Source organism: Arthrobacter sp. D3-18, from assembly GCF_054408525.1.
In genome coordinates, this window is record NZ_CP096440.1 from 1079572 (window position 1) to 1099233 (window position 19662).

The window sequence follows — 19662 nt, forward strand, 5'->3', positions numbered from 1 at the left end:
CGCCATACCCTCTGGCTTCAATTTTAGTGCTGTTCCTTCGTGAGGGCGCAGCCATTTTCCCCTTATCGGTGGCGCGTCCGTTGAGAAGCGAATCCCGCTGTGCCTATTCTGAGAATCAATCAGGTCCGGCAAGCGGCCTGGAGTTTATCGGCGGGATTCGCATCCCGCGGAAGGTCATTTTTTTCATCATGTCCCAGCAACTTCCCCTCGACGAACTGACCCTTACCTTGGCCCGGATCAGGGGTTTGCTCCTGACGGAGGAAAAGGTGGACCGGGCAGTGCAGCTGCTTGCAGAAGGGGTCCGTGATGCCTTTCCCGGCAGCGCGGGAGCCGGAGTATCCCTCATTGACGAGCAGGGCAACCGAATCAGTGCGGGGGCAACGGATCCCTTGGTGATCCAAGTGGATCAGTCGCAGTACCGATTGGGAGAGGGCCCGTGCCTGACGGCGTGGGCAACCGAGCGGACTGTCATCGTTGGCAACGCCCAGACTGATGATCGCTGGCCGCTGTGGACCGAGTCCGCGCGGGAACTCCAGATTGCCTCAGTCATCAGCGTCCCCCTAATACGCGGAAGCAAATGTCTTGGAGCGATGAAGCTTTACGCTGCCGCCCCTGACGCCTACGACCTGACGACGGCGCGTCCCTTGGAGAAGCTTGCCGCCTCTGCCGCCATCCTCTTGGACAACATCCAAAGCTCTGACACACCGAAGCGCTTCAGTGAAGGTCTCGTCGACGCGTTGACCAGTCGGGACGCTATCAGCCGTGCACAGGGGTACCTCATGGGCCAACGGGGAATGACTGAGGAGGATGCTGTCCGGGAACTCCTGAACATGTCCCAAGCCTCGAAGCAGTCACTGGCTTCCGTCAGCGTCGAGATCCTCAGCGGCGGGAGCAAGGGGGAATCCTATGACGGAACCTGAACGGAAACGTTTCGACGGATTACCTCTTCAAGAACAACTCCAGCTCAAGGGTCTACGCAAAGCCCTGGCGAGCGCCGGTATCCCCGAGGAGGATCTGTGGCTGCGCTACTTTTCCATTGGCGGGATGGTTGGCGAATACGAGGTGGATGCCTACCTTCAGTCACTCCACTCCCTGCCTGCCCTGCAGAGGGATCTGCTGGCGCACGCGGCAAATGAACTCATCGACGAACTGCCGGCCCTGCCCCGCGCGCCCTACGGCGAACAAGTGTCTCTGAGCCGGCCACCGCTACCGGACAAAGGGAGGGAGCAGAGGCCCTAGGGGTGCGCCTGAACGTGAGCGCCCATGAGCGAGTGCGGCCTTGAGCGCGGTTGACGCTAGGGTCTAGTGCATGGCGGTGTCCTTTAGCGGTGTCAATGAACCAACGATTCGCCATTCCGTGACCGGGCGCCATCCAGTCCCGATCCGCTGGTACCATCCGGCAGTCGAAGGTTCGGAGACGACAGGAGTTCCGACGTTACTCTGGGCGCATGGCGGCGGCTTCTTATCTGGTGGCCTCGATCAGCCTGAAGCACATGACGTGGCCCGGGCGCTTGCTCAACGAGGGCTGCCGGTGGTCACGGTTGATTATCGTCTTGCTCCGGTTCCTGGGCTCTCTTGGATCCGCAGAGGAGACGTGCGGCCCCGAGGACGGTTTCCCCTCCCGGGAGAAGACCTTCTGACAGCGTTTCGAAGCGTCAGCGGCCAGTCTGCAGGAGGGGTAATTCTCGGTGGTGCCAGCGCAGGGGCGTGCCTTGCAGCCGCAGCAGCACTCCAAGCTCTCCACATGGACTCGGCACCTAAGGGTGTAATCCTTGCCTACGGCTTCTTTCACTCCTCGCACACTGCGTCCCGCGAGATCCAACGACGGGTTCGCGATCACCGCCGGCTGACGCACTCCCGGTTGGTCCTGAACGCCGTGAACCGCAACTACGCGGGCTCAAGAGCCGCGCTCAATGACCGCTACGCGTTCCCGGGAGGACACGAGCTGGAAGGCTTCCCCCCGACACTGATGATCAATGCAGACCGCGACACCATGCGTGCATCCGGTGACCGATTCGCTGCCGAACTGCTAAGCGCGGGAGTCGACGTCGAGCAGCATACGCTCCCCGGGACGCGGCACGCGTTCCTGAACCGCCCACGCGCGGACGCCTTCACCACGGCCATTGACCTCATGGCCGAGTGGTCTTTGACTCGGTAGCGGAGGCGACGCCGGAACCCGGCGCCGCCTCCTTCCCGGCTCACGGGATCGGAAGGCCCTATCCCGTGAGGTCTTAGTGCGTCAGGCGCAAGGGTTTCCTTGGCTGACGATGCCGTCTTTCACCTGCTGGTAGCCAGGAACAGCGGTGTAGTTGTTTGTTCCGTTGTTGTCCCATGTTCCGGCCCCATTGTTGAAGGCTGCGGTAAGTCCGGAAGCTCCATTGAGGGGGACGGAGGTGGTTACCCAACCCGGGCATGAGGCAGCCATGGCTACGCCAGGCGCAGTGGTCCACGCTCCGGTGCCCACCCGATAGTGGGCGTTATAGGCGGACCAATTCTTGTTGGTCGAGTAGAACAGCACTGCGGTGTCTGTCGGCTCAGGGGTAGATGCACCGCTGCAAGGATCGGCATGACTAACCACGCTGCCATTCACCGCTGCAATCCCACCGTCCAATGCATAGTTGCTGGTGTTGTTGTTGTCCCAAACGCCGCTTCCGTTGTTGAACGCGGCCGTTGCCCCGGTTGAGCCGGCGGGGATGGTGTACGAGACCCAGCCAGTGCAAGCGGCGGTCATGGTGACGCCCGGTGCAGTTGTCCAGGCGCCGGTGCCCACCCGGTAGTGCATCTTGTAGTCACTCCAGCCCTTGGCTGTGGAGTAGTACACCTTGAGGGTGCTTGCCCCTGGTTCTGTTTGTCCGCCTGCTTTCGCGTTGATGTGCAACGCGACGGCGGCGTTTTGGCCGACAGTGGCCTGGAAAGTCCCGGATGCGTCCACGGTTACCACGTCACCCGCCGAGCAGCCTGTAGCTGTTGGCAGTCCCACAATCACGTTGCAGTAGCGGCCAGCGGGAAGGGAGCTCTGGAAGCTCCTGGTGATGGCATTGCCACGGTTGATCGCCACATAACCTTTGTCGCCACGACCAAAGGCGAGGGCATTCGAGCCGTTATCCCACTTGTTGACGATCGGCGCACCATAGCTTGTATTGCGGAAGCCCACCATGTTTTCGATGTTGGTCTGCGCATGCTTGCACGTCCAGCCATTCTGGCCGCACACGGGATCCATGACTTCCCCGTTCGAGGCAACCGCCGGTCCTGTCTCATTGTTGGAGAAGGAATAACCCGAATGGATCGAGGGAGATCCGTAGTTCCACGCCATGGTGAAGATCTGGGCAAGATCGTAGTTTGCCCCGTCCTTATAAGTGAGCGTTTCACCATTGCGCTCAGTGTCATGATTATCGACGAAGACCGCGGCGTTCTGTTGAGGAAGGAAACCGGCCCAGCTGGAGCCAATGCCACTACCTGTGATCAGCCAGTTGATGTTCCCGCCGTTGAAGGCCTCTTTAAGTTTGCGGGCGAAGGCAAACTCGTGGATATCACCGTTGCCGGTGTATTCCTCCGGCTGGATCGGTTCGTTGGCCCGGATAACTTCCTGAACCACATAGAGCCTTGCGCGGTCGTTGACCTTGGCAAGAATTCCTTGCATGTCGCTGGCCGCAATATGCTTGACTGCGTCAATCCGGAACCCGTCAACTCCCAGGCCCACAAGGTCATTGAGGTACCCGGCGATTCTGCCCTGAACGTAGGGGGAGGACGTGTTGAGGTCCGAGAGGTTGACCAAATTGCACTCCTGAACTTCCCAGCGGTTCTGGTAGTTCGTGATGTCCCTGCGGCACGAGTGAAAGTCCTGTCCCTGATAGTTTCCGGGATAGTCGTAGTGCTGGAACATGGTTCCTGCCCAACCCGTTCCGCCCGCGCTCTTCCCGGACATGTGGTTGATCACGGCATCCGCAATCACTTTCACACCCGCAGTGTGGCAGGTGTCCACCATCTGCTTGAACTCGGCACGCGTGCCCAGCCGCGACTCAACCTTGTAGCTGACGGGCTGGTAGTGAGTCCACCATTCCGGTCCTTGCACGTGTTCCTGCGGGGGAGATGTCTGCACGTATCCATATCCGGCCGGGCCGAGGTTCTCGGTACATTCGCGGGCTATTGCGTTCCATGTCCAGGAGAACATCACCGCGGTGGCGTCTTTGGGTCCGGGAGCTGCGGCTTGGGCCGGTGGAGCTGCGGCTGTAGAGGAAAAGAGGGTACCGAAGAAGGCCAGGAGGACCATAGTGGCTAAGAACTGAAAACGCTTCCTTTTGACGGGAAAGTGGACTGCGACGTCCTCGTCGTGTGCTGGCATAGAGGTGAAGTCTCCTCAAAAAGGGGCCGCTACAGGCCGGGAGTCCTGGCAGTGGTCGACGCCGCCCATGTGGAACGGGCAGCCGCGTCACGATGACGGCTACCCATCAAGGTAGGCGGAGTTCGGCCGATAAACAAGAGCAAATTAGCAAAAACTGGAAGCGCTTGCAGATCGGAGAAAGCAAGCCTCTAGCCACAAAAAAGCTCGCGTGCGGAAGGGCTGTCTTTGGCGGCTCAAAGCGGAGGAACGAGGACGACGGGCGAGTTAGAGCTGAACTGTCGGCTCTGAAGATGAGGGAGCTGCCGAAGTTGCCGGAGGCGTCGGATGTTCGACGACGGGCTGGTACCGACGCGCGGCGGGCTCCCATAGTGTGTGCCAGCGGTCCAAGGCTGATTCGCTGGAGGTTGGGGTTCCTGAATGGTCCGGGGCTGCATTCATTGTGTCTCCGAAGTTAATTTGGACTCAAAATTTAGTGCCTGAAGTATTATGTGACCTGAGCTACAGAGAGGTCAAGACCCAATGAGCGCCCCTTCCTCCTCGCCGACGCCGCAGATGCTTCGGCGGGCAAGCCTCAGATCGGTCTTGGACTTCATGCGGGCCTCTACCATCGTGACAATCTCGGATGTCATGGAGGGGACGGGGCTAGCGCGGGCAACTGCAATCTCTGTATGCGAAGAGATCATGGACCGGGGCTGGATTACGGAGCTTGAAAACCAACGCGAATTTGGTGAGTACCTCAAAGGGCGTCCCGCCCGACGGTTCGTTCTGAACCAGGACGCAGGGTACGTTGTTGGTCTGGATGTGGGAGTCTCCAAGGTCACCGCAGTGGTGTCCAACCTTCGTGGGGAAATCGTGGGCAGGGCGAGCCAGCAGTTCCGTGGAGTTCAGATCACGGCTGATGACAGCATTCCGGGCTCTGATATCAGTCCCCGCGAGCGTGTATCTGCCATTGACAGTACGGCGTGTGATGCCCTCGCCCGAGCTGGCGTTCCCCCCGATGCGGTCCTCGCAGTCAGTGCCGGAATCGCGGCCCCGGTGGGCCGTAACGGCGATGTTTTGGTGACTCAACCCTTCTGGGCTCTTCTCGACGTTGGCTTGAAATCGGCGCTGAAGGATCTTCACGGGTGGACGGTGCTGCTGGCAAACGACGGAAACCTGGCGGCCCTGGGCGAGCGTTGGCGCGGTTCAGCAGTGGGGGTGGACGACGTGGTGGTTATCCTCGCCAGTGAGCGCTTTGGTTCCGGAGTGATCGACGACGGCCGGCTTCTGCATGGTTGTGGCGGAGGCGCCGGCGAGCTGGCATTCCTCAAACAGGTTGAGGGGGTGGGGGACACCTTTGGGATTGCCTTGATGGCACGCACTTGGGCTGCGCAGGCCCTCACTGGAAGTGACGAAACGATACTCCGTGAATATCCTCCAGAGGCCATCGAAGCTGAAAACGTCTTCGCCGCCGCACTCGAAGGTGACGCCGTGGCACGGCGGATTCTGGAGCGGCTCGCCGATCGCATGGCAAGGGTCATCGGGGCCGTCGCTACCATTCACAACCCGGAGCTTGTGGTGATAGGTGGCGCAGTTGCCAAGTCAGCAGGCGGGCTCCTGGACCCAATCGCTGAGCAACTGCCCCTATTCACCGCGACCCCTCCGCGCCTGGCGGTTTCACCCTTGGGCGACTCTGTGGTGACCATGGGTGCGGTCAGAAGTGCGCTGGATTTCGTGGAAAAGGAAACCCTGGATATCGAGCTACACCACAGTTAGGTCAGCAGCTCTGAAAGTTTCGGGTGCAGGTGCTCACTTTCAACGGCGGTACGGGCCTGTGCCGCGGCCGCCGTCAGGGCATCGTCAATGGTGGCACCGCGGAGTGTCGCGGCCAGGAAACCTGTCATAAAGGCGTCGCCGGCACCATTGGTGTCAACAACATCGGCGGGAAGAGCGCTGACCTCGTGCCGTGCCCCGGAAGACTCCAGCGCGATGGCGCCGTCTGCCCCGCGGGTGCAAACAGCCAAGCGGGGGCCGCGTTCCAAGCAGGAGCGCATAAGGTCCCATGGGTCGTCTGCGCTGTCATCGCTCATGAACACCGTAGTGGCAGCGCGAAGGAATGGCTCATGGAATTCTGACGATCCGTCGTAGTCGTGCAGGTCCGCCCAAATGGGCGTCTGCTGAGCGTCCAGGCGTTGCAGTAGGAGCGCACCAAGTTCGCTGAGGTCAATGACGGCGACGTCGGCGGCAGCCACCGCTTCAGCCGCGATGCTGAGTTCGTGCTCGGTGGGCGTGGACGGAACTGCAAGGTACAGCGATACCCGCTTGCCGTCGTCTGACATCAAGTTGAGGTGGCGTTCGGTCTGCTCGGATGCCAAAGGTTCGACGGCGACCCCGGCTGCCGTAAGGGCGCTGCGGATCCGCTGGCCCTCGGCATCAGTTCCAAGAGGCGCACACAATCGCACATTGACGCCGAGGCCCGCCAGATGCAGGGCCTTGCCGGCGGAGGTCCCTCCGATGGTGTGCCACGAACGGCGGGCGAACTGCATGTGGGGGACAGGCTCCGGAAGGTGATCCAGGAGGATGAGCTGGTTCCAGGATGCGGGGCCACAGACAGCTACAGAGTGAGGCGCAGACATGGCCATATCCAATCACTCCTTCGATGCTTTGGTACAGGACTGCCGCAGTAATGGCCGTCTGCGAAAGGCCGGGCCATCTTTTCGTCTCGGCAACAGCATCTATATCCTTAAGTGATGAGTGACGTAGCGCGTTCCACTATCGCCTTCGAAGGGCACTTCGCACGCGAGCTCCCGGAGCTGGCTATCGCCTGGCGTGCGGAGGAGGCTCCTGATCCGCAGCTTCTGGTGCTCAACCAGCCACTCGCCGTCGAGCTTGGTTTTGATCCTGATCTTCTCCGGAGCCCGGAGGGCGTACGGCTGCTGATCGGCAATGCCCTGCCGGAAGAAGCAACTCCGGTGGCGCAGGGCTACGCCGGTCACCAGTTCGGCTGGTATTCCCCGCGCTTGGGGGATGGGCGGGCCCTCTTGCTGGGTGAGATTGCCGGTGCTGATGGGAAGCTTCGCGACGTCCACCTCAAGGGTTCGGGACGCACGCCCTTTGCCAGAAATGGTGATGGTCAGGCGGCGATTGGTCCCATGATGCGCGAGTACATCGTGAGTGAGTCGATGCACGCCCTGAACATTCCCACTACGCGGTCCCTCGCGGTTGTGGCCACAGGGCGTCAGGTTCAACGCGAGACTCTGCTGCCTGGCGCCGTTCTTACCCGTGTGGCCAGCAGTCACCTGCGGGTGGGCAGTTTCCAATACGCCAGGGCATCCAATGATATGGATCTGCTCCGGCGGCTTGCTGATCATGCGATCGAACGTCACCACCCGTCGTCGGCAGATGAAGCCAACCGCTACCTGGCATTCTTCACGGGCGTCATTTCAGTGCAGGCGAAACTTGTGGCGCAGTGGATGCTGGTCGGATTCGTGCACGGTGTCATGAATACCGACAACATGACGGTGTCCGGTGAAACTATCGACTACGGTCCGTGCGCCTTCATGGAGGGCTTCGATCCCGGCGCGGTGTACAGCTCCATCGATGAAATGGGACGCTACGCCTACCGCAACCAGCCGCTGGTGGCGGAGTGGAACCTTGCACGTTTCGCCGAATCGATTGCGCCCCTGATCCACGAGGATGAGGAGCAGGCGGTGCACCTTGCTGTTGAGGCGCTGAATGGATTCCGCAAGGAGTACAGCGCTACGTGGTTTAGCGGTATGAAGGCCAAGCTTGGGCTGCCTGAGGAGATTGACGACGACGTGGCCTCACCTTTGGTGGATGACGTCCTTCAGCTGATTCAGGAGACTCGCGCGGACTACACCTCGTTCTTCCGGAGCCTCGGAAATGCAGCCCGCGGGGAGGCCGAGCCCGCACGCCGGCAGATCCTGGATCTGGCCGCCTTCGATGCCTGGTTGGATCGGTGGCGGGCAGTCAGCCCGGACGCCGATGCGATGGACCGGGTCAACCCGATCTATATTCCTCGGAACCACTTGGTGGAAGAAGCCCTTGCTGCCGCAACCGAGGGGGACACGGGTCCTACGGAGCGCTTGCTTGAGGCCTTATCCCACCCGTTCAGGGAACGCCCGGGCTTGGAGAAATACGCCGAGCCTGCCCCGGAAAGCTTCGGCCCCTACCGGACGTTCTGCGGAACTTAGGAACGCGGCACGTAAGAAAAGCAAAGGGCAAGCGACCCGAACGGCGTCGCTTGCCCTTGACTTGTTGCTCTCGTGGCCTAGCTCCAGACGGCCCGAACCACCATGTCTGCACCTGCAGCCAAATGGTGGCCGGTGTGGCCTGCATCGAGAACGCACACGTCCTCTGATTCAGGAGCGCCAGTTGATACGAGGCACTCTGCGGCCCTGAAACTCAAAAGATCCACGGGGAGGCTGTCGCCTATTTGAAGTTCACTCATGATGCCCTTTTTTGCTCGTCCGGGCGTCACTGTAAGTGTCTATAGCCCGGTGTTGTCGTTGGAGCGATTTTCTCCTTGGGACGCCGGACTTCATCAGCGGATAACTCCATACTGCTTGATAGACGGGCTTTCGTCTACGCGGGATTACCTAACACTTAGTTGAAGTTTGCATGGCGGACGATTGCGAGGAGCTCCTCGCGGAGGTCCTCGGAGTCCAGGTTGATGGCTGCGAGCACATTGTTTTCTTGGCGGTGGGACTGCTCCAGCAGCGTCAGGCCCAGGTCGGTAATGGATATCAGCTGGCTGCGTCGGTCGAATCGATTGGGTTCACGGCGGATGAAGCCTCGCGATTCCAGCCTGGATAGCAACGGGCCCATGGTTTGGGCTTGCACACGGACGCTTCTTGCCAGGTCTCCAGGCGTGATGGGCCCCGCCGTTGCAACGGCATCAAGTGTCAGGACCGCCGGATAGGTCAGCCCCAGCGGACGCAGCTTGTCGTTCCATGCCAGCTCCACGAGCCGCGCCGCCGTGGACAGCAGTCGGCTGGTTGGCCATAGTTCCATATCAGGCATTCAGGCACCCCCACGCTTTCCAAAATAGTCAGCTTACTTACTAGGCTACATCAGGCCTACAGCGTTCAAAGCTGACCGCCGGTCAGGGACCGGCTCGCGAATAGGGGCACGACGGCGGAACCCGCCTTTGGGGGTAAAGGTTCCGCTCTACCTATCCTTCACATTCGGTGCAGTACTTATGCCCGTTGGTCTCCCGCGCGAGTTGGCTGCGGTGGTGGACCAGGAAGCAGGACATGCACGTGAACTCGTCGTTCTGGATGGGGACGATCTCAACCTGGAGTTCTTCGCTGGAAAGGTCAGCGCCGGGAAGTTCGAAGGCGTCAGCCAGCTCCCCTTCGTCCAAGTCGATCGTGTCCGTGCGTGCAGCACCCTTGGCCGGTGCCAGCTCTGCCAGAGGCAAAGCCTGTTCCTCTTCGGGCAGGGCCCGCGGTGCGTCGTAATCGGTGGCCATAGTGGTGAACCCCCTTGTAAAAGTGCCTGTTTGGTTATGTGCGCACTTTGTAACTCCGGAGGTTTGCACTGTATTCCCGCCCAGTCTCCTTACGTGACTCTGCGAGAGTGACACTTCGTGACCTGACGTTTCCGACGTGGTGCCTGTGTGCATACTAAAGGCGTCTGAAACTTGTTGGTGGAGCTTAGGGGGAGCAATGAATAAGTGGGCCTGGATCTTGGTACTTACGGTAACGGCATTTCTTGTGTTCGTTCTGCCGTACATCATGGCAGCGTTTGGTGCTGCCCCGAATGGAACCGAAACTCTCCTGCTGGTCCTCCTACTCTGGGTCGCCACTTGGATGGTAAGCCGTAGGCGAGCTCGAGAGAGTGCAACAACTAGATAAGACTCGAAGTTGACCAAAGACAAGAAGGACCGCGCAGAATTGGCGCGGTCCTTCTTGTGTTTCATGGAATCTAGCTGAGCGTCGACGCTTGCGTTCGCAAACTGAGGTTCTCTGGGAACGCGGGCTCGTATTCACAGAACGATCTTGACGGCCAGAGTCTTTCCGCGTCATGGAAGACGTTGCCAAAACAGCGGTGGACACCAGCCAAGCTGGTGTCCACCGCTCCCTTTTAGGGAATGTTGTGCCAGAACCAGCGGGTCATGGTGATTAGGCAGCCGGGGCCATAGACTCAAAGTGTGAAGTTCGAGGTTATGGCCCTCTAACCCGCACCAAAGACCGCACCGTGCTGAACAAGGACCCGACTGCTATCGGGTCCATTGTTCATTAACGGCGGAGCGCGCCAACCCGTTTTGTTTAGGCCTTCCAGGTCAGGAAAGGTCGAACGCCGAACGTCCCGCGCCTCGCTCAGCGCCGTGCACCTGCAGGGCGTGGCGCATGGCCTGGCGGTTGTCTTCTGCGAGTTCAGATTGGCCGGCGACTCGGTAGAGGTCCGCTGCCCACTGAAATTCATCGGCAGCGGCGCGGAAACGGGCTTCGTCGAAAAGCCGCCTGCCGATGTGGTGACGGACGTAGGCTTCCTCTTCCGCCGACCGGACTGTTCGGAGGGCTTTTTCATGGAGCACTGCGGCTTCGTGCCACCGGTACTGACGCTGATTGATCTGGGCAAGGACCAGCAATAATTCCCGGCGGTCAGGTGTGTGGGGGAGTAGTTTGAAGCCTTCGTCCAAGGCCTCGGTGTCCCGGCCAAGTAGGGCAAGGTACCTAATGCGTTCCACGGGAGGACACTCGCCTGCTAACGCAGCTTCCAGGGCTTGACGGTCGATCACCACGTCACGAAACGTGGCAGGATCAGTACGCCAAAGACTTGCAGTATCTTCCACCGTGATGTGCCCCCCATAGGCTTGTTACGGAGCCAACTGAGTCGCAGCACTGTCAATGGCAGGCTGCCGGAACCTCCATGATCTCATGAACGGATGGGCCCGCAAGTTCGCCTCAGAACCCGCTGGCATCAGTGGAGTTGGCTGTCCGGAGGAGTAGCCCGCCAGGAGTGAAAAGGGACGGTTAGCCCCGCGCGTGTTGGTGCGCAGGTGAACGGTCCGGCGAGTGCCACCAGGTCAGGCGCCAACGGCACAACACGGACTAATTGGAGGTCGTTGCTGCCCGAGCCGGCCCGGATGGTTAGGGCGTCGCCCGAGCGGCTGATCCGAATGCGGACCCGCCCGCCGTTCCAGTCCGGGACAGGCGCCAAGGACCAGTCCGAGAAGCGGTCCGTCACCACCGCGCCCACTTGAGCGACGCCGTCGGCGTATTCCACACCGGCCTTGATCCAATGCTCGGCGCTGATCCGGACGAAGATGCCGGCTTGGTCGAACTGTCGGGAGAAGGCGGCCGTGAACTCAACCTCCATTGCGCTGTCCTGCGGGAAGGGCGCCAGCAGCGCGTGTTCGGTGTCGTGGATGAATCCGTAGGACGTGACGCGCCAGGCGTCGCTGCTTTCGGCTGCAGTCACCAGAAGGTCACCTGCCTGCTCGACGACGGCGGCCGGCTGGTTGGTCCATTCGCCGCGGCTCCAGGGAATGTCAGTTGGCACAGGGCTCCTTGATGTTCATTAATGGGTAGGTTTTTCGCGGAACACAACGGCCTTCGGCTGGGACTAACCTAGCTGACTCGCTTTGTTTAGACGTCGCTGAATACGGACTCCAGCCCCTGACCATATGCTTCTGATTGTGCGCACGGCAAGGATGCCAGTGGATAATGCGGTCATCAGGGCGGCGGCGCATGCAGCGACGATTATCACTCCAATGAGGTGAACAACCAAGACAGCCAACATCACTACAGTATGTGCGTCGATAGCTTCCATGCTTCATTTCTGTGCTTTAGGGGGTTGTCCCGCCAGGGGTGGTGGGTCCCGGTCCAACAAGTTGAGCTCTCAGCCGGACCGGGATGCCCTTGTCGGTGAACTCTTTGTCCATGCCTTCCTGCGCGGTGGCGTACTGGCCGTTTTGGACCGCGTAGGTCTGGAACTCCCAGTTGTAGACGCTTGACCAGAGCTGTCCGTGGTCGTTCAGGTATCGACCGTTGTCCTGCAGCCTGGCCACGCCGTACCAGGCGTTGCCGCCGTCAAGACCGATGGCCTTAATCCCTTCATCGGAGATGGAGTAGGCGAGCCAGCCTTCGGCGCAGCCGAGGACGGTGTAGTACTGCTGTTCATTGGTCGGGATGGGTTTGATGGCCCTGACTTGATCAGCACGTTGGATGTCAATGTTGTCCACGGTGCAGGAGCCTGCGGCGGGGCCGGGAGGAGCTGCAATGGTGGGCGGCACAATGGTGGGGGCGGGAATCGGCGGGGCTACCGGCGCGGTTGTGGCCACGGCCGGGATGGTGGGCGTCGGCAATTGGGTAGCCTCCGCCGTCGGGATTGCCGTTGCCGTTGCCTTTGGGGTTGTCGTTGGCGAGGGTGAAGGCGTGGCCGTCGGCGTAGCCGTCACAGTGGGGGTATCGGTGGTGGCAGGTGCTGGCGCAGACTGGGGTGCCAGGTTCCCTGCTACAACGACTGCCCCGACGACGGCCGCCGCAGCGAGGACCACACCTGCGGTGCCTACCCACCCCGATCGCCGACGCTTGTGCTCGGCGAGAGACACGACGTTGGGATCGTCGGAGAAGACATGAGACCGTCCCGTCAGGACACCCGGGGTGGTGCCTGGTTCGGGGACGTGGGGTTTTGAGTTTTTCATGAGTTGTTCGATGCGGTCCATGGTTAGACTTCCCGTTCTGTCATGAGGTATGTCGGTGCGGCTTTCGCAAAGGCCTTGCGGGCCCGGTGAAGCCTGACGGCTGCAGCCGATGGGGAACACCCCAGGCTCTCGGCCAATTGGGCTGTAGTGAGGTCGTCCCAGTAGGAGAGCATCAGGATTTCGCGGTCCTTGTCCTTCAGCTTTGAGAGAATGTCGGCAACGTTAGCCTGTTGGTCATCCTCGCCTTCGGATGCCCTGTTGCGGGCTTCTTCGGCGAGGCGCTCCATAAGCTGTTCGCGCCGTCGCCGGCCTTTGTATTCGTTGCCCAGCACGTTCCGGGCTGTGGATATCAGCCACCCGATGCCCGGCGGTTCGGCAGGCATTTTTTCCCATACGATCCGGAACACATCATTAGCCAGCTCCTCGGCCCGTTCCCGGTCGTTGATCCGATACGCGATGTATTGGTAGATGCGGCTGAAGTGTTCAGCATGAAGAGCACTCAGTTCCTGCTCTCTAGTAGCCAACATCTTTATTTCTTCCCCCGGGCTAGCGCTTGATGATTCAAACACTTAGTTTCCCGGAGACGGCTGTTTCTTACACAACTGCCGAAAACTTAAATGGAGATACCCGGCAGGCCTCCTGCTGGGCTTGCCGGGTATCTGGAGCGTTTGGTGGTTAGGCAGCGTAGCGGAGACTGGTCAGCAATGCCCGAAGCTTGACGTATTGATCAGTTTTCATCCACGCTTCAGCGGTTTCAGGCGTCATGGACGCGTCGATCTCGGCAACCGCGGTTGCTGCCCCGTTCGGCATGATCATGAAGCTGTTCACGGAAGGGCTGTCGGGACCCTCTGTCATGAAGTACTCGGCCACAACCCCCATGTAGTAGCGGACCGGAAATTCAGGGAAGCCGGCATAGTCATCCCTTATGAAAGCGAAGTGCGAGGCACCGTTACGACTGTCGAATGCACTGAGTTCCTGTGAGTCGAGGATGGTGCGGTTGACCGGCCCGGCGACCAGACCGCCGGTGCCTCCGCTGGTGATGTGAGCAAGTTTGTCACCGTTGTTGTCGAAGATAATGGCAGCCAGTGAGTTCTCCTTTCCACCGGGATGATTTGCTTCTTCGTTGTACGGTTCCTGCTCCACCTGTACAGTCCAGCCGGCGGGCACATCGAAGGAGATGTGGCCGTCCGGGAAGGTAAACGTGCCGTTCCCGTAGTCGGGCGAGACGTGCGGGGTTGAGGGGACGACGGGGGTAATCGGCGCCTCTACGATAACTGTCGGTGGGGTGGTCACGGGAGACGAGGGGACCGTGGGCACTACAGGGACAAGGGGTGCTGCCGGCACTGAAACCGGTGTTGGCCGTGGGGAAGTTCCAATAATCGGGATCACTGCCGAAGGTGTCGGAACATTGGGCAGGGAGTCGTCAGCCGGCGTGAGGGCGCTGGTTGCAGGGGAGGGAAGCCCCTCCTCTTCCATGGGAGCAGGAGATGGCGGGGTGAGGGTCGAGATTTCCTCTGAAACTGTAGCCGTGGTTGATGTCCCTGCCACGGTTGGTGCCGACGTACACGCGGTGAGAGCAAGTGCAAGTGCAAGCGATGTGAGAATGGCGTACTTCGCGTAGTCGGATCGGTGGTACTTCATGGCTGGGTTCCTTCCCCCTTAGTCGAGCCGGGCAGATCAGCCCACTCACACATGTTGTTTCCGGGTAGGAACGAATACTTACAACGGCTCCCAAAATCTTTTCAGAACATGCTTCGTTTCCATCTGGAAGGGTGCCACTCAGTCGCTTCTGTGAATCGTGAGAACATCATTGAGTGACCGACAGTACTTCGCTTGAACTGCCGCCCCTCTACGAGTCCCTGACCTGGCTTACGCCGCTTTCCGAGGAACGTGCTGCACACCTTGTGGCGTTCCTGTCCGACCCGGCGCCGGTTGAGGTTCTGGACATGGGGTGCGGGTGGGGTGAACTACTACTTCGGGTTTTGACGTCGGCCCCGCAGGCACGGGGACGCGGAGTGGACAGTGCTTCCGCGTTCATCGACCGAGCGAGGCAACAAGCATTGACTCGTGGGCTGCTCGACAGAGCGACGCTTGATTCGATGCCTGGGCTGGAAGCCCAGGATCGCCCCGCAGACGCTGTCATCTGCATCGGCGCGAGCCAGATCTGGGGGCCGCCGGTAGAGGACGCGCAGCCGCTCGACTACGCCGCAGCCCTGCGTGCCCTTCGAGCCCTGGTGCTTCCCGGCGGCCGACTCGTCTACGGTGAGGCGATCTGGTCAGCAACACCTCATCCGGCTGCTATCGCCCCTCTGGCTGGACGTGATGACGAGTACCTGACACAAGATGCGTTACGCGAGCAGATCCGCGCCGCTGGCTTCGAAGTGGTGGACGACGACCAGGCAAGCGTTCAGGAGTGGGACGTCTTCGAAGCCGGGTATCGCGACAGGTTTAACCGTTGGCTCGAAGCACATGATGCCGACCATCCCGCCGCAGAGCAGGTCCGTCGGCAATATGAGGAACAGCGCGCTGCATATGAAGAGGGCTACCGAGGCGTACTCGGGATGGCATATTTCTGCCTAAAGGGGTAGGAGTTCACTGCGACTCACCGTCATCTGACGCACAGACATGCTGGCGTTCCACCAGGGGCTCGCTCGCCGAGGTACCTCCCTTGTTATCTGCACCATGTAGACGCTCCTCTGCGCCCATATCCCTACCGATCCTTTCGGAGTGCATCGTCCGGAACGATGTAGGAGCTGGAGTAGTGAACCCATTGGTCCCTGCGTCCCTCCCTGAAAAGGCGGTCTGCAACCATCCGACACTCCTGCCAGTCCTTCCGGGAGTCCTGCGGCCCGTAACCGACAGCTTGATCGAGTTGATCCAACGTCACCAGCCGTGTGACTCCCGGCGCAGTCGCTAATTCGTACGTGAAGGTTCCTTTGAGGGAGAACCATCTACTACGGACGGGAGTTTCGATCAGACGGAAGTAAGTGCCTCCATTGGCGAACATGGCAGCAGCCGCACTCTCGTTCGATTCCGGCTCAGCATTGATGAAATCCGTGAACTTCTGGAGAAGTTCTTCGTACTCGGCGTTGAGGACTTCATCCACTGCTCCGTCCTTCTGCACGTACCGGTCACGCAGGCTTCCGCTTCCGCCCTTCATTGACGAGCGGAGCCACAGGCGAACTTCCTCCACAGACTCTTCCGATGGTTCGGTCTGAAGCGCTCTGGCAAGGGATTCGTAGTTGAGCGCCACGACAGAGAGGTTCATGTGTCTTAGCAGGGACGCAAACCGCATCATGTCGGCTGCCAGCACTTCAGTGTCCGTTTTCATCAGGTTCTTTCGCGGGGTAGGGGTAAAGCGAACCACGGGAGGACGTCGCCTTCACGGTATCCCGGCTGAGGAAGCCGATCCCATCTCGGGAGCCCCAGAAGCCGCCGTAAGCCGGTGGTCTATCGGGCGCTTCAAGCGCCCGGTTACGGATCGGCTGTGACTTTCAGCAGTAAATGGCGGCGTTTTAGCAGCGCTATTTGGCGTATTGGGTAGTCCGCAAGGGGATCCCCATGCGGGCGCTGGCGGGCCTGGCGGACGACCGGCTTTCGGACGCTGAAATCAACTCAACCCGATCATCGGTTCTTGACTTTCCGCAACAGAAATCGATAGTTTTCCAATATGGAAAATGAAAACGGGGGAACTGAGGAAACCGCAGCTCGCAAAGCCCTTGAAATGCTCCGGCGGGACACATCGAGGGCCACCCAGAGGGCTCGTGCTCCATTCTGGTACCGCTTCGGGTTTGCACTGGCGGTGGTTGCATTTATCCGGGCTTTCGGATTGGAAGGTAGCGCGTTCATCCTGGTTATCTCCATCAGCGCCGCAGCTGCGGTAGGACTAGGCCTTATCCGCCCCTGGGTGACCAAGACCCAAGCCGATCCCTGGGCCGACAGCCTGGCCCTTCGATGGGGGCTGCTCCAAACGGCAGCCGTACTCGTATTCGGGGCAGCCGGCATCCTCCTCTTCACCGTCACAAAAGAGGAATGGGTACTCTGGCTCGGATCCGTCCTCGCAGGGGCCGCATGCCTTTGGTCAAGCGCCCGAATGGAGAATGCACTCGCCACTTCGATCCGCGAGAACCGGTAATGCCTGCCCAAGAATCTCCGCTGCCAGCCTCGGACGACGTAATTCACAGCCCATACCGCCTGCGAATCTGCAGCCTCCTGCACCGGCTCGGCGACACCGAATACCAATTCCTGCGTGACAGCCTGGACATAAGCCCCTCAGTTCTCAGCAAACACCTCAAACGGCTAGAGGAAGCCGGCTACATACAACTCTCCTCTCGCACGGTCAACACCCGCCCACACGGCTGGGCCTCGCTGACGGAGACGGGCCGAAAAGCCTTCCTCTCCCATGTGGCATATCTTGAACAGATCATTCGCGACGCAGAAACCTAGCAATGGCCCATGCACTGATGGCGCTGCGCAATAATGCGTCCGGTCAAGGATCCCTCACCGGACGCCCCCTGAGCGGCCGGGCGCCGCTGGAGGAGAGCGTTTAGGCGGAGTGCCTGTGGCCGTGGTCGACAGACAGATTGTACTGAGTCTTCGGGCTAGGCTAAGCGAATGGACCCGGGGGCAAGCAAGGATGGCAACAAGTATGCATGGCAATCCTGGCCAGCGGATTCCCTTGAGGGCATGCCGCCGAAACGAAGACGACTGGCTGTCTGGGGTCTCTGGTGGTTCCTCCTTTTAGGAGTGCTGCTCGGTAGTGTCCTGGATTCAGCAAACGTGCCGCAATCTTGGCGCACGTTATTGGCCGTTGCGGCGTTGGCTGCTGTCTTCGGCCCTTTGATCCGTGGGGCAGTGCTTGAAACCCGCAAGCTACGCGCTGAAGGTATCGATCTACCGTCCTATCCGGTCACCCGCAAGACACTGATATCGATGGCCGTCATCACAGCTGTTCTCTGGGTCGGTTTCGCCTACGTCGTCTCCATTGGAAGACCAGTGTTTCCCCTCCTGCCGATCGTCGGAACGCTTTGGCTCGCCTATCAACTCCTCCGAATGCGATCCGAGCGTCGTTGAGGGAGATTGGCCTCGAATCTTCGGTTTCTGAATACATCGAGCACAGTTGGCGACGGGCAGTCACAGTTCCCAACACCTTTGGGCCACTGTCGGGAGCCGTTACAGGCGCTGCTGGCGGAGCAATGGTGGTGTCATTTTCAGAAGCTGCCTGCACTGAATGTCAGTAGTCGTCCGCACTGCGAACTTGTGCCGCTGGAGGATCCCTGACCGGGCGCTTTGACGCGTTCGGTCAGGGATCCCTCACCGGACAGTAGCTAGCTTCTTGTCTAAGGCAGGTTTGGCCTCTCAAGAAGTTGAGGGATTCCTTGCTCCGCCATGCGTTTCCTCCCACACGAAACTGAATCACTGCTTTCCTACTTCCCGGTCGTCTGCCTGGCTCGAAAAATAGAGAAATCGCTATGGTCAAGCCAAGCTATGCTCGGGACCAAGACTGATAACTGAGAAACGGCTGAAAGCGAACACAATGAAGCCTTGGGTTCTTCACTCGCAGGAGAAACGCTCCAGGATTTACTGGTCGATTCAGATTACCGTGGGCGTCGTTACAATGATTGGGATACCGATTCTCCTGCTGAGGGAGCCGACAGTGGATCATGTCATGATTTCTGTAGCCGTCGCCCTTATCGGCATCGTGGCGATGGTATTCAGCATAAGAGAGCTCAGGAAACTCCCAAGTGAATACCGGCACGTGGAAGAGGGGAAAGACAACCCTACTGGCCGGGCTTGAGGTAACGTGGCCGCCTGCCGGTAGGTTAGTGCGAAATACCCTCGCGTGGCGGAAGAAACCGCGGGATGCCACATAGGTCTAAGGAAATTCATGCACCTGTTCTATCTAGCCATCGCGATACTTTGCGCACTCCTCATCGTGGTTCTCCTTCTAGGTGCAGTAGTTAGACTGAAAAAAGAAAAGCTAACGATTGCCCGCCGAGAGTATTGGCTGATCATAGCTGCCGCCCTCGTAGGTCTTGGATGCATGGTGTTGTTTGCAGTCAGTAGCTAAACTGACTCGGCCAAGTTACAAGTGCTTTCACCCCCTGGCGGTCCCAGTAGCCGGCGCGGGGCGCACGTCCATCGAAAGGATGGGGGCTTCCGAGGATGCTCATCCTGTTTAGATCCCTGACAGTAGAACCCTGCAGAGGCCGTGCCCCTTGTCCGTAAGCCGATCCCCTTGCGGACTAACCCATGCGCCAAATAGCGATGTGAAAACACCGCCATTTACCACTGAAAGTCACAGATCCCGTACCTTTGGATGAATGGGGGAGTGTCCCGTCGTGAGCGTTCCGGTTCTAAGGAAGTGGGACGACCGCAGGCGAACTGCGTCGGCAAGTTGCAGAGCAGGAATGGTTGGGCACTTGTCGGTTCCGCCCCGTCCCGGCTGCTAAGGCAGTCCCCTCATTCTTACTCCTTTGTCGACTCCTGACTCTCGTCAGGTCCGGAACCCCTCCTCTTCCCCAACCACTCCTCGCGATACTTATCAGTTTCCCGTGCGCTCTTATTTCCGGCACGGACTCCGATCCATGTCCCCAAGCCTGTTCCTGAAGCAACGATCGCGCCGAGAGCCCATTCCCAACCGGCCACTACACCCACTAGGACTGCG

21 protein-coding genes are annotated in these 19662 nt (G+C 59.8%); 10 read left to right on the forward strand and 11 right to left on the reverse strand.

All coding sequences use genetic code 11. From position 1 onward, the window contains the following. Positions 1-188 precede the first annotated feature (188 nt). The 3 genes from M1D89_RS07085 (at position 189) to M1D89_RS07095 (ending at position 2158) form a co-directional block, all read left to right on the forward strand. Positions 189-920 carry a GAF and ANTAR domain-containing protein gene (locus tag M1D89_RS07085; RefSeq protein ID WP_498649303.1) on the forward strand — a complete coding sequence of 244 codons (732 nt, stop codon included), beginning with the start codon at positions 189-191 and terminating at the stop codon, positions 918-920. Beyond that, positions 907-1239: a hypothetical protein gene (locus M1D89_RS07090; RefSeq protein ID WP_498649305.1), complete on the forward strand. Its 333-nt coding sequence runs from the start codon at positions 907-909 to the stop codon at positions 1237-1239. Before M1D89_RS07085 ends, M1D89_RS07090 begins: the two co-directional genes overlap by 14 nt. Before the next feature lie 70 nt (positions 1240-1309). Further along, positions 1310-2158: an alpha/beta hydrolase gene (locus M1D89_RS07095; RefSeq protein ID WP_498649307.1), complete on the forward strand. Its 849-nt coding sequence runs from the start codon at positions 1310-1312 to the stop codon at positions 2156-2158. Between the two features lie 81 nt (positions 2159-2239). Here M1D89_RS07095 and M1D89_RS07100 read toward each other — a convergent pair whose 3' ends face one another. Then, positions 2240-4342: a carbohydrate binding domain-containing protein gene (locus M1D89_RS07100; protein WP_498649309.1), complete on the reverse strand. Its 2103-nt coding sequence runs from the start codon at positions 4340-4342 to the stop codon at positions 2240-2242. 519 nt (positions 4343-4861) lie between these two features. Between M1D89_RS07100 and M1D89_RS07105 the strand changes: the two genes are divergently transcribed. Beyond that, positions 4862-6097, forward strand: a complete 1236-nt coding sequence (locus M1D89_RS07105) for an ROK family protein (protein ID WP_498649311.1) — start codon at positions 4862-4864, stop codon at positions 6095-6097. On the opposite strand, the gene M1D89_RS07110 is transcribed toward M1D89_RS07105, so the two are convergent. Further along, positions 6094-6957, reverse strand: coding sequence for a carbohydrate kinase family protein (locus tag M1D89_RS07110; protein WP_498649314.1), 864 nt, complete (start codon positions 6955-6957; stop codon positions 6094-6096). The two genes, M1D89_RS07105 and M1D89_RS07110, sit on opposite strands and share 4 nt — an antisense overlap. Before the next feature lie 114 nt (positions 6958-7071). Between M1D89_RS07110 and M1D89_RS07115 the strand changes: the two genes are divergently transcribed. Continuing rightward, a complete protein-coding gene (locus tag M1D89_RS07115) occupies positions 7072-8535 on the forward strand; it encodes a protein adenylyltransferase SelO (RefSeq protein WP_498649316.1) in 1464 nt (487 codons plus the stop codon). A 77-nt stretch (positions 8536-8612) separates the two neighbouring features. Here the strand turns inward: M1D89_RS07115 and M1D89_RS07120 are convergent, their stop codons facing one another. The 8 genes from M1D89_RS07120 to M1D89_RS07155 form a co-directional block, all read right to left on the reverse strand. Beyond that, positions 8613-8792 carry a hypothetical protein gene (locus M1D89_RS07120; protein WP_498192359.1) on the reverse strand — a complete coding sequence of 60 codons (180 nt, stop codon included), beginning with the start codon at positions 8790-8792 and terminating at the stop codon, positions 8613-8615. 155 nt (positions 8793-8947) lie between these two features. Beyond that, the gene (locus tag M1D89_RS07125; RefSeq protein ID WP_498649319.1) at positions 8948-9364 is read right to left on the reverse strand and encodes a MarR family winged helix-turn-helix transcriptional regulator; all 417 of its coding nucleotides are present in this window, start codon (positions 9362-9364) and stop codon (positions 8948-8950) included. Positions 9365-9515: 151 nt separating this feature from the next. Continuing rightward, a complete protein-coding gene (locus M1D89_RS07130; RefSeq protein WP_498649321.1) occupies positions 9516-9815 on the reverse strand; it encodes a DUF4193 domain-containing protein in 300 nt (99 codons plus the stop codon). 813 nt (positions 9816-10628) lie between these two features. Next, a complete protein-coding gene (locus M1D89_RS07135; protein WP_498649323.1) occupies positions 10629-11036 on the reverse strand; it encodes a hypothetical protein in 408 nt (135 codons plus the stop codon). Positions 11037-11269: 233 nt separating this feature from the next. Continuing rightward, positions 11270-11851, reverse strand: coding sequence for a DUF1349 domain-containing protein (locus tag M1D89_RS07140; protein ID WP_498649325.1), 582 nt, complete (start codon positions 11849-11851; stop codon positions 11270-11272). A gap of 286 nt (positions 11852-12137) precedes the next feature. Further along, a complete protein-coding gene (locus M1D89_RS07145) occupies positions 12138-13016 on the reverse strand; it encodes a hypothetical protein (protein WP_498649327.1) in 879 nt (292 codons plus the stop codon). Positions 13017-13018: 2 nt separating this feature from the next. Continuing rightward, positions 13019-13522: an RNA polymerase sigma factor gene (locus M1D89_RS07150; protein WP_498649329.1), complete on the reverse strand. Its 504-nt coding sequence runs from the start codon at positions 13520-13522 to the stop codon at positions 13019-13021. 148 nt (positions 13523-13670) lie between these two features. Further along, positions 13671-14636, reverse strand: a complete 966-nt coding sequence (locus M1D89_RS07155) for a hypothetical protein (protein WP_498649331.1) — start codon at positions 14634-14636, stop codon at positions 13671-13673. A gap of 173 nt (positions 14637-14809) precedes the next feature. Here M1D89_RS07155 and M1D89_RS07160 point away from each other — a divergent pair, with 173 nt between their 5' ends. Continuing rightward, positions 14810-15583: a cyclopropane-fatty-acyl-phospholipid synthase family protein gene (locus tag M1D89_RS07160; RefSeq protein ID WP_498649333.1), complete on the forward strand. Its 774-nt coding sequence runs from the start codon at positions 14810-14812 to the stop codon at positions 15581-15583. 122 nt (positions 15584-15705) lie between these two features. On the opposite strand, the gene M1D89_RS07165 is transcribed toward M1D89_RS07160, so the two are convergent. Beyond that, on the reverse strand, positions 15706-16326 hold the full coding sequence (locus tag M1D89_RS07165; protein ID WP_498649335.1) for a hypothetical protein: 621 nt from the start codon (positions 16324-16326) through the stop codon (positions 15706-15708). Between the two features lie 339 nt (positions 16327-16665). On the opposite strand from M1D89_RS07165, the gene M1D89_RS07170 reads away from it, so the two are divergent. The 4 genes from M1D89_RS07170 to M1D89_RS07185 all read left to right on the forward strand — a co-directional run bounded on the left by M1D89_RS07170 (position 16666) and on the right by M1D89_RS07185 (position 18792). Beyond that, entirely contained in the window at positions 16666-17130 is a 465-nt protein-coding gene (locus M1D89_RS07170; RefSeq protein ID WP_498649337.1) for a hypothetical protein, read from the forward strand. Further along, positions 17130-17441 (forward strand): transcriptional regulator, encoded by a 312-nt coding sequence (locus M1D89_RS07175; RefSeq protein ID WP_498649339.1) that lies wholly within the window; start codon positions 17130-17132, stop codon positions 17439-17441. The genes M1D89_RS07170 and M1D89_RS07175 overlap by 1 nt, the downstream gene beginning before the upstream one ends. A 168-nt stretch (positions 17442-17609) precedes the next feature. Further along, positions 17610-18068, forward strand: a complete 459-nt coding sequence (locus tag M1D89_RS07180) for a hypothetical protein (RefSeq protein ID WP_498649341.1) — start codon at positions 17610-17612, stop codon at positions 18066-18068. 463 nt (positions 18069-18531) lie between these two features. Next, positions 18532-18792: a hypothetical protein gene (locus M1D89_RS07185; protein WP_498649342.1), complete on the forward strand. Its 261-nt coding sequence runs from the start codon at positions 18532-18534 to the stop codon at positions 18790-18792. Positions 18793-19662 lie beyond the last annotated feature (870 nt).

What these genes read in the sequence shown, in the direction of transcription:
- M1D89_RS07175 (WP_498649339.1), top strand. Translation starts at nt 17,130, where the DNA reads ATGCCTGCCCAAGAATCTCCGCTGCCAGCCTCGGACGACGTAATTCAC.
- M1D89_RS07155 (WP_498649331.1), bottom strand. Translation starts at nt 14,636, where the DNA reads ATGAAGTACCACCGATCCGACTACGCGAAGTACGCCATTCTCACATCG.
- M1D89_RS07090 (WP_498649305.1), top strand. Translation starts at nt 907, where the DNA reads ATGACGGAACCTGAACGGAAACGTTTCGACGGATTACCTCTTCAAGAA.
- M1D89_RS07105 (WP_498649311.1), top strand. Translation starts at nt 4,862, where the DNA reads ATGAGCGCCCCTTCCTCCTCGCCGACGCCGCAGATGCTTCGGCGGGCA.
- M1D89_RS07100 (WP_498649309.1), bottom strand. Translation starts at nt 4,342, where the DNA reads ATGCCAGCACACGACGAGGACGTCGCAGTCCACTTTCCCGTCAAAAGG.
- M1D89_RS07115 (WP_498649316.1), top strand. Translation starts at nt 7,072, where the DNA reads ATGAGTGACGTAGCGCGTTCCACTATCGCCTTCGAAGGGCACTTCGCA.
- M1D89_RS07170 (WP_498649337.1), top strand. Translation starts at nt 16,666, where the DNA reads ATGGAAAATGAAAACGGGGGAACTGAGGAAACCGCAGCTCGCAAAGCC.
- M1D89_RS07145 (WP_498649327.1), bottom strand. Translation starts at nt 13,016, where the DNA reads ATGGACCGCATCGAACAACTCATGAAAAACTCAAAACCCCACGTCCCC.
- M1D89_RS07085 (WP_498649303.1), top strand. Translation starts at nt 189, where the DNA reads ATGTCCCAGCAACTTCCCCTCGACGAACTGACCCTTACCTTGGCCCGG.
- M1D89_RS07120 (WP_498192359.1), bottom strand. Translation starts at nt 8,792, where the DNA reads ATGAGTGAACTTCAAATAGGCGACAGCCTCCCCGTGGATCTTTTGAGT.
- M1D89_RS07150 (WP_498649329.1), bottom strand. Translation starts at nt 13,522, where the DNA reads ATGTTGGCTACTAGAGAGCAGGAACTGAGTGCTCTTCATGCTGAACAC.
- M1D89_RS07180 (WP_498649341.1), top strand. Translation starts at nt 17,610, where the DNA reads ATGGACCCGGGGGCAAGCAAGGATGGCAACAAGTATGCATGGCAATCC.
- M1D89_RS07125 (WP_498649319.1), bottom strand. Translation starts at nt 9,364, where the DNA reads ATGCCTGATATGGAACTATGGCCAACCAGCCGACTGCTGTCCACGGCG.
- M1D89_RS07110 (WP_498649314.1), bottom strand. Translation starts at nt 6,957, where the DNA reads ATGTCTGCGCCTCACTCTGTAGCTGTCTGTGGCCCCGCATCCTGGAAC.
- M1D89_RS07165 (WP_498649335.1), bottom strand. Translation starts at nt 16,326, where the DNA reads ATGAAAACGGACACTGAAGTGCTGGCAGCCGACATGATGCGGTTTGCG.
- M1D89_RS07130 (WP_498649321.1), bottom strand. Translation starts at nt 9,815, where the DNA reads ATGGCCACCGATTACGACGCACCGCGGGCCCTGCCCGAAGAGGAACAG.
- M1D89_RS07095 (WP_498649307.1), top strand. Translation starts at nt 1,310, where the DNA reads ATGGCGGTGTCCTTTAGCGGTGTCAATGAACCAACGATTCGCCATTCC.
- M1D89_RS07185 (WP_498649342.1), top strand. Translation starts at nt 18,532, where the DNA reads ATGAAGCCTTGGGTTCTTCACTCGCAGGAGAAACGCTCCAGGATTTAC.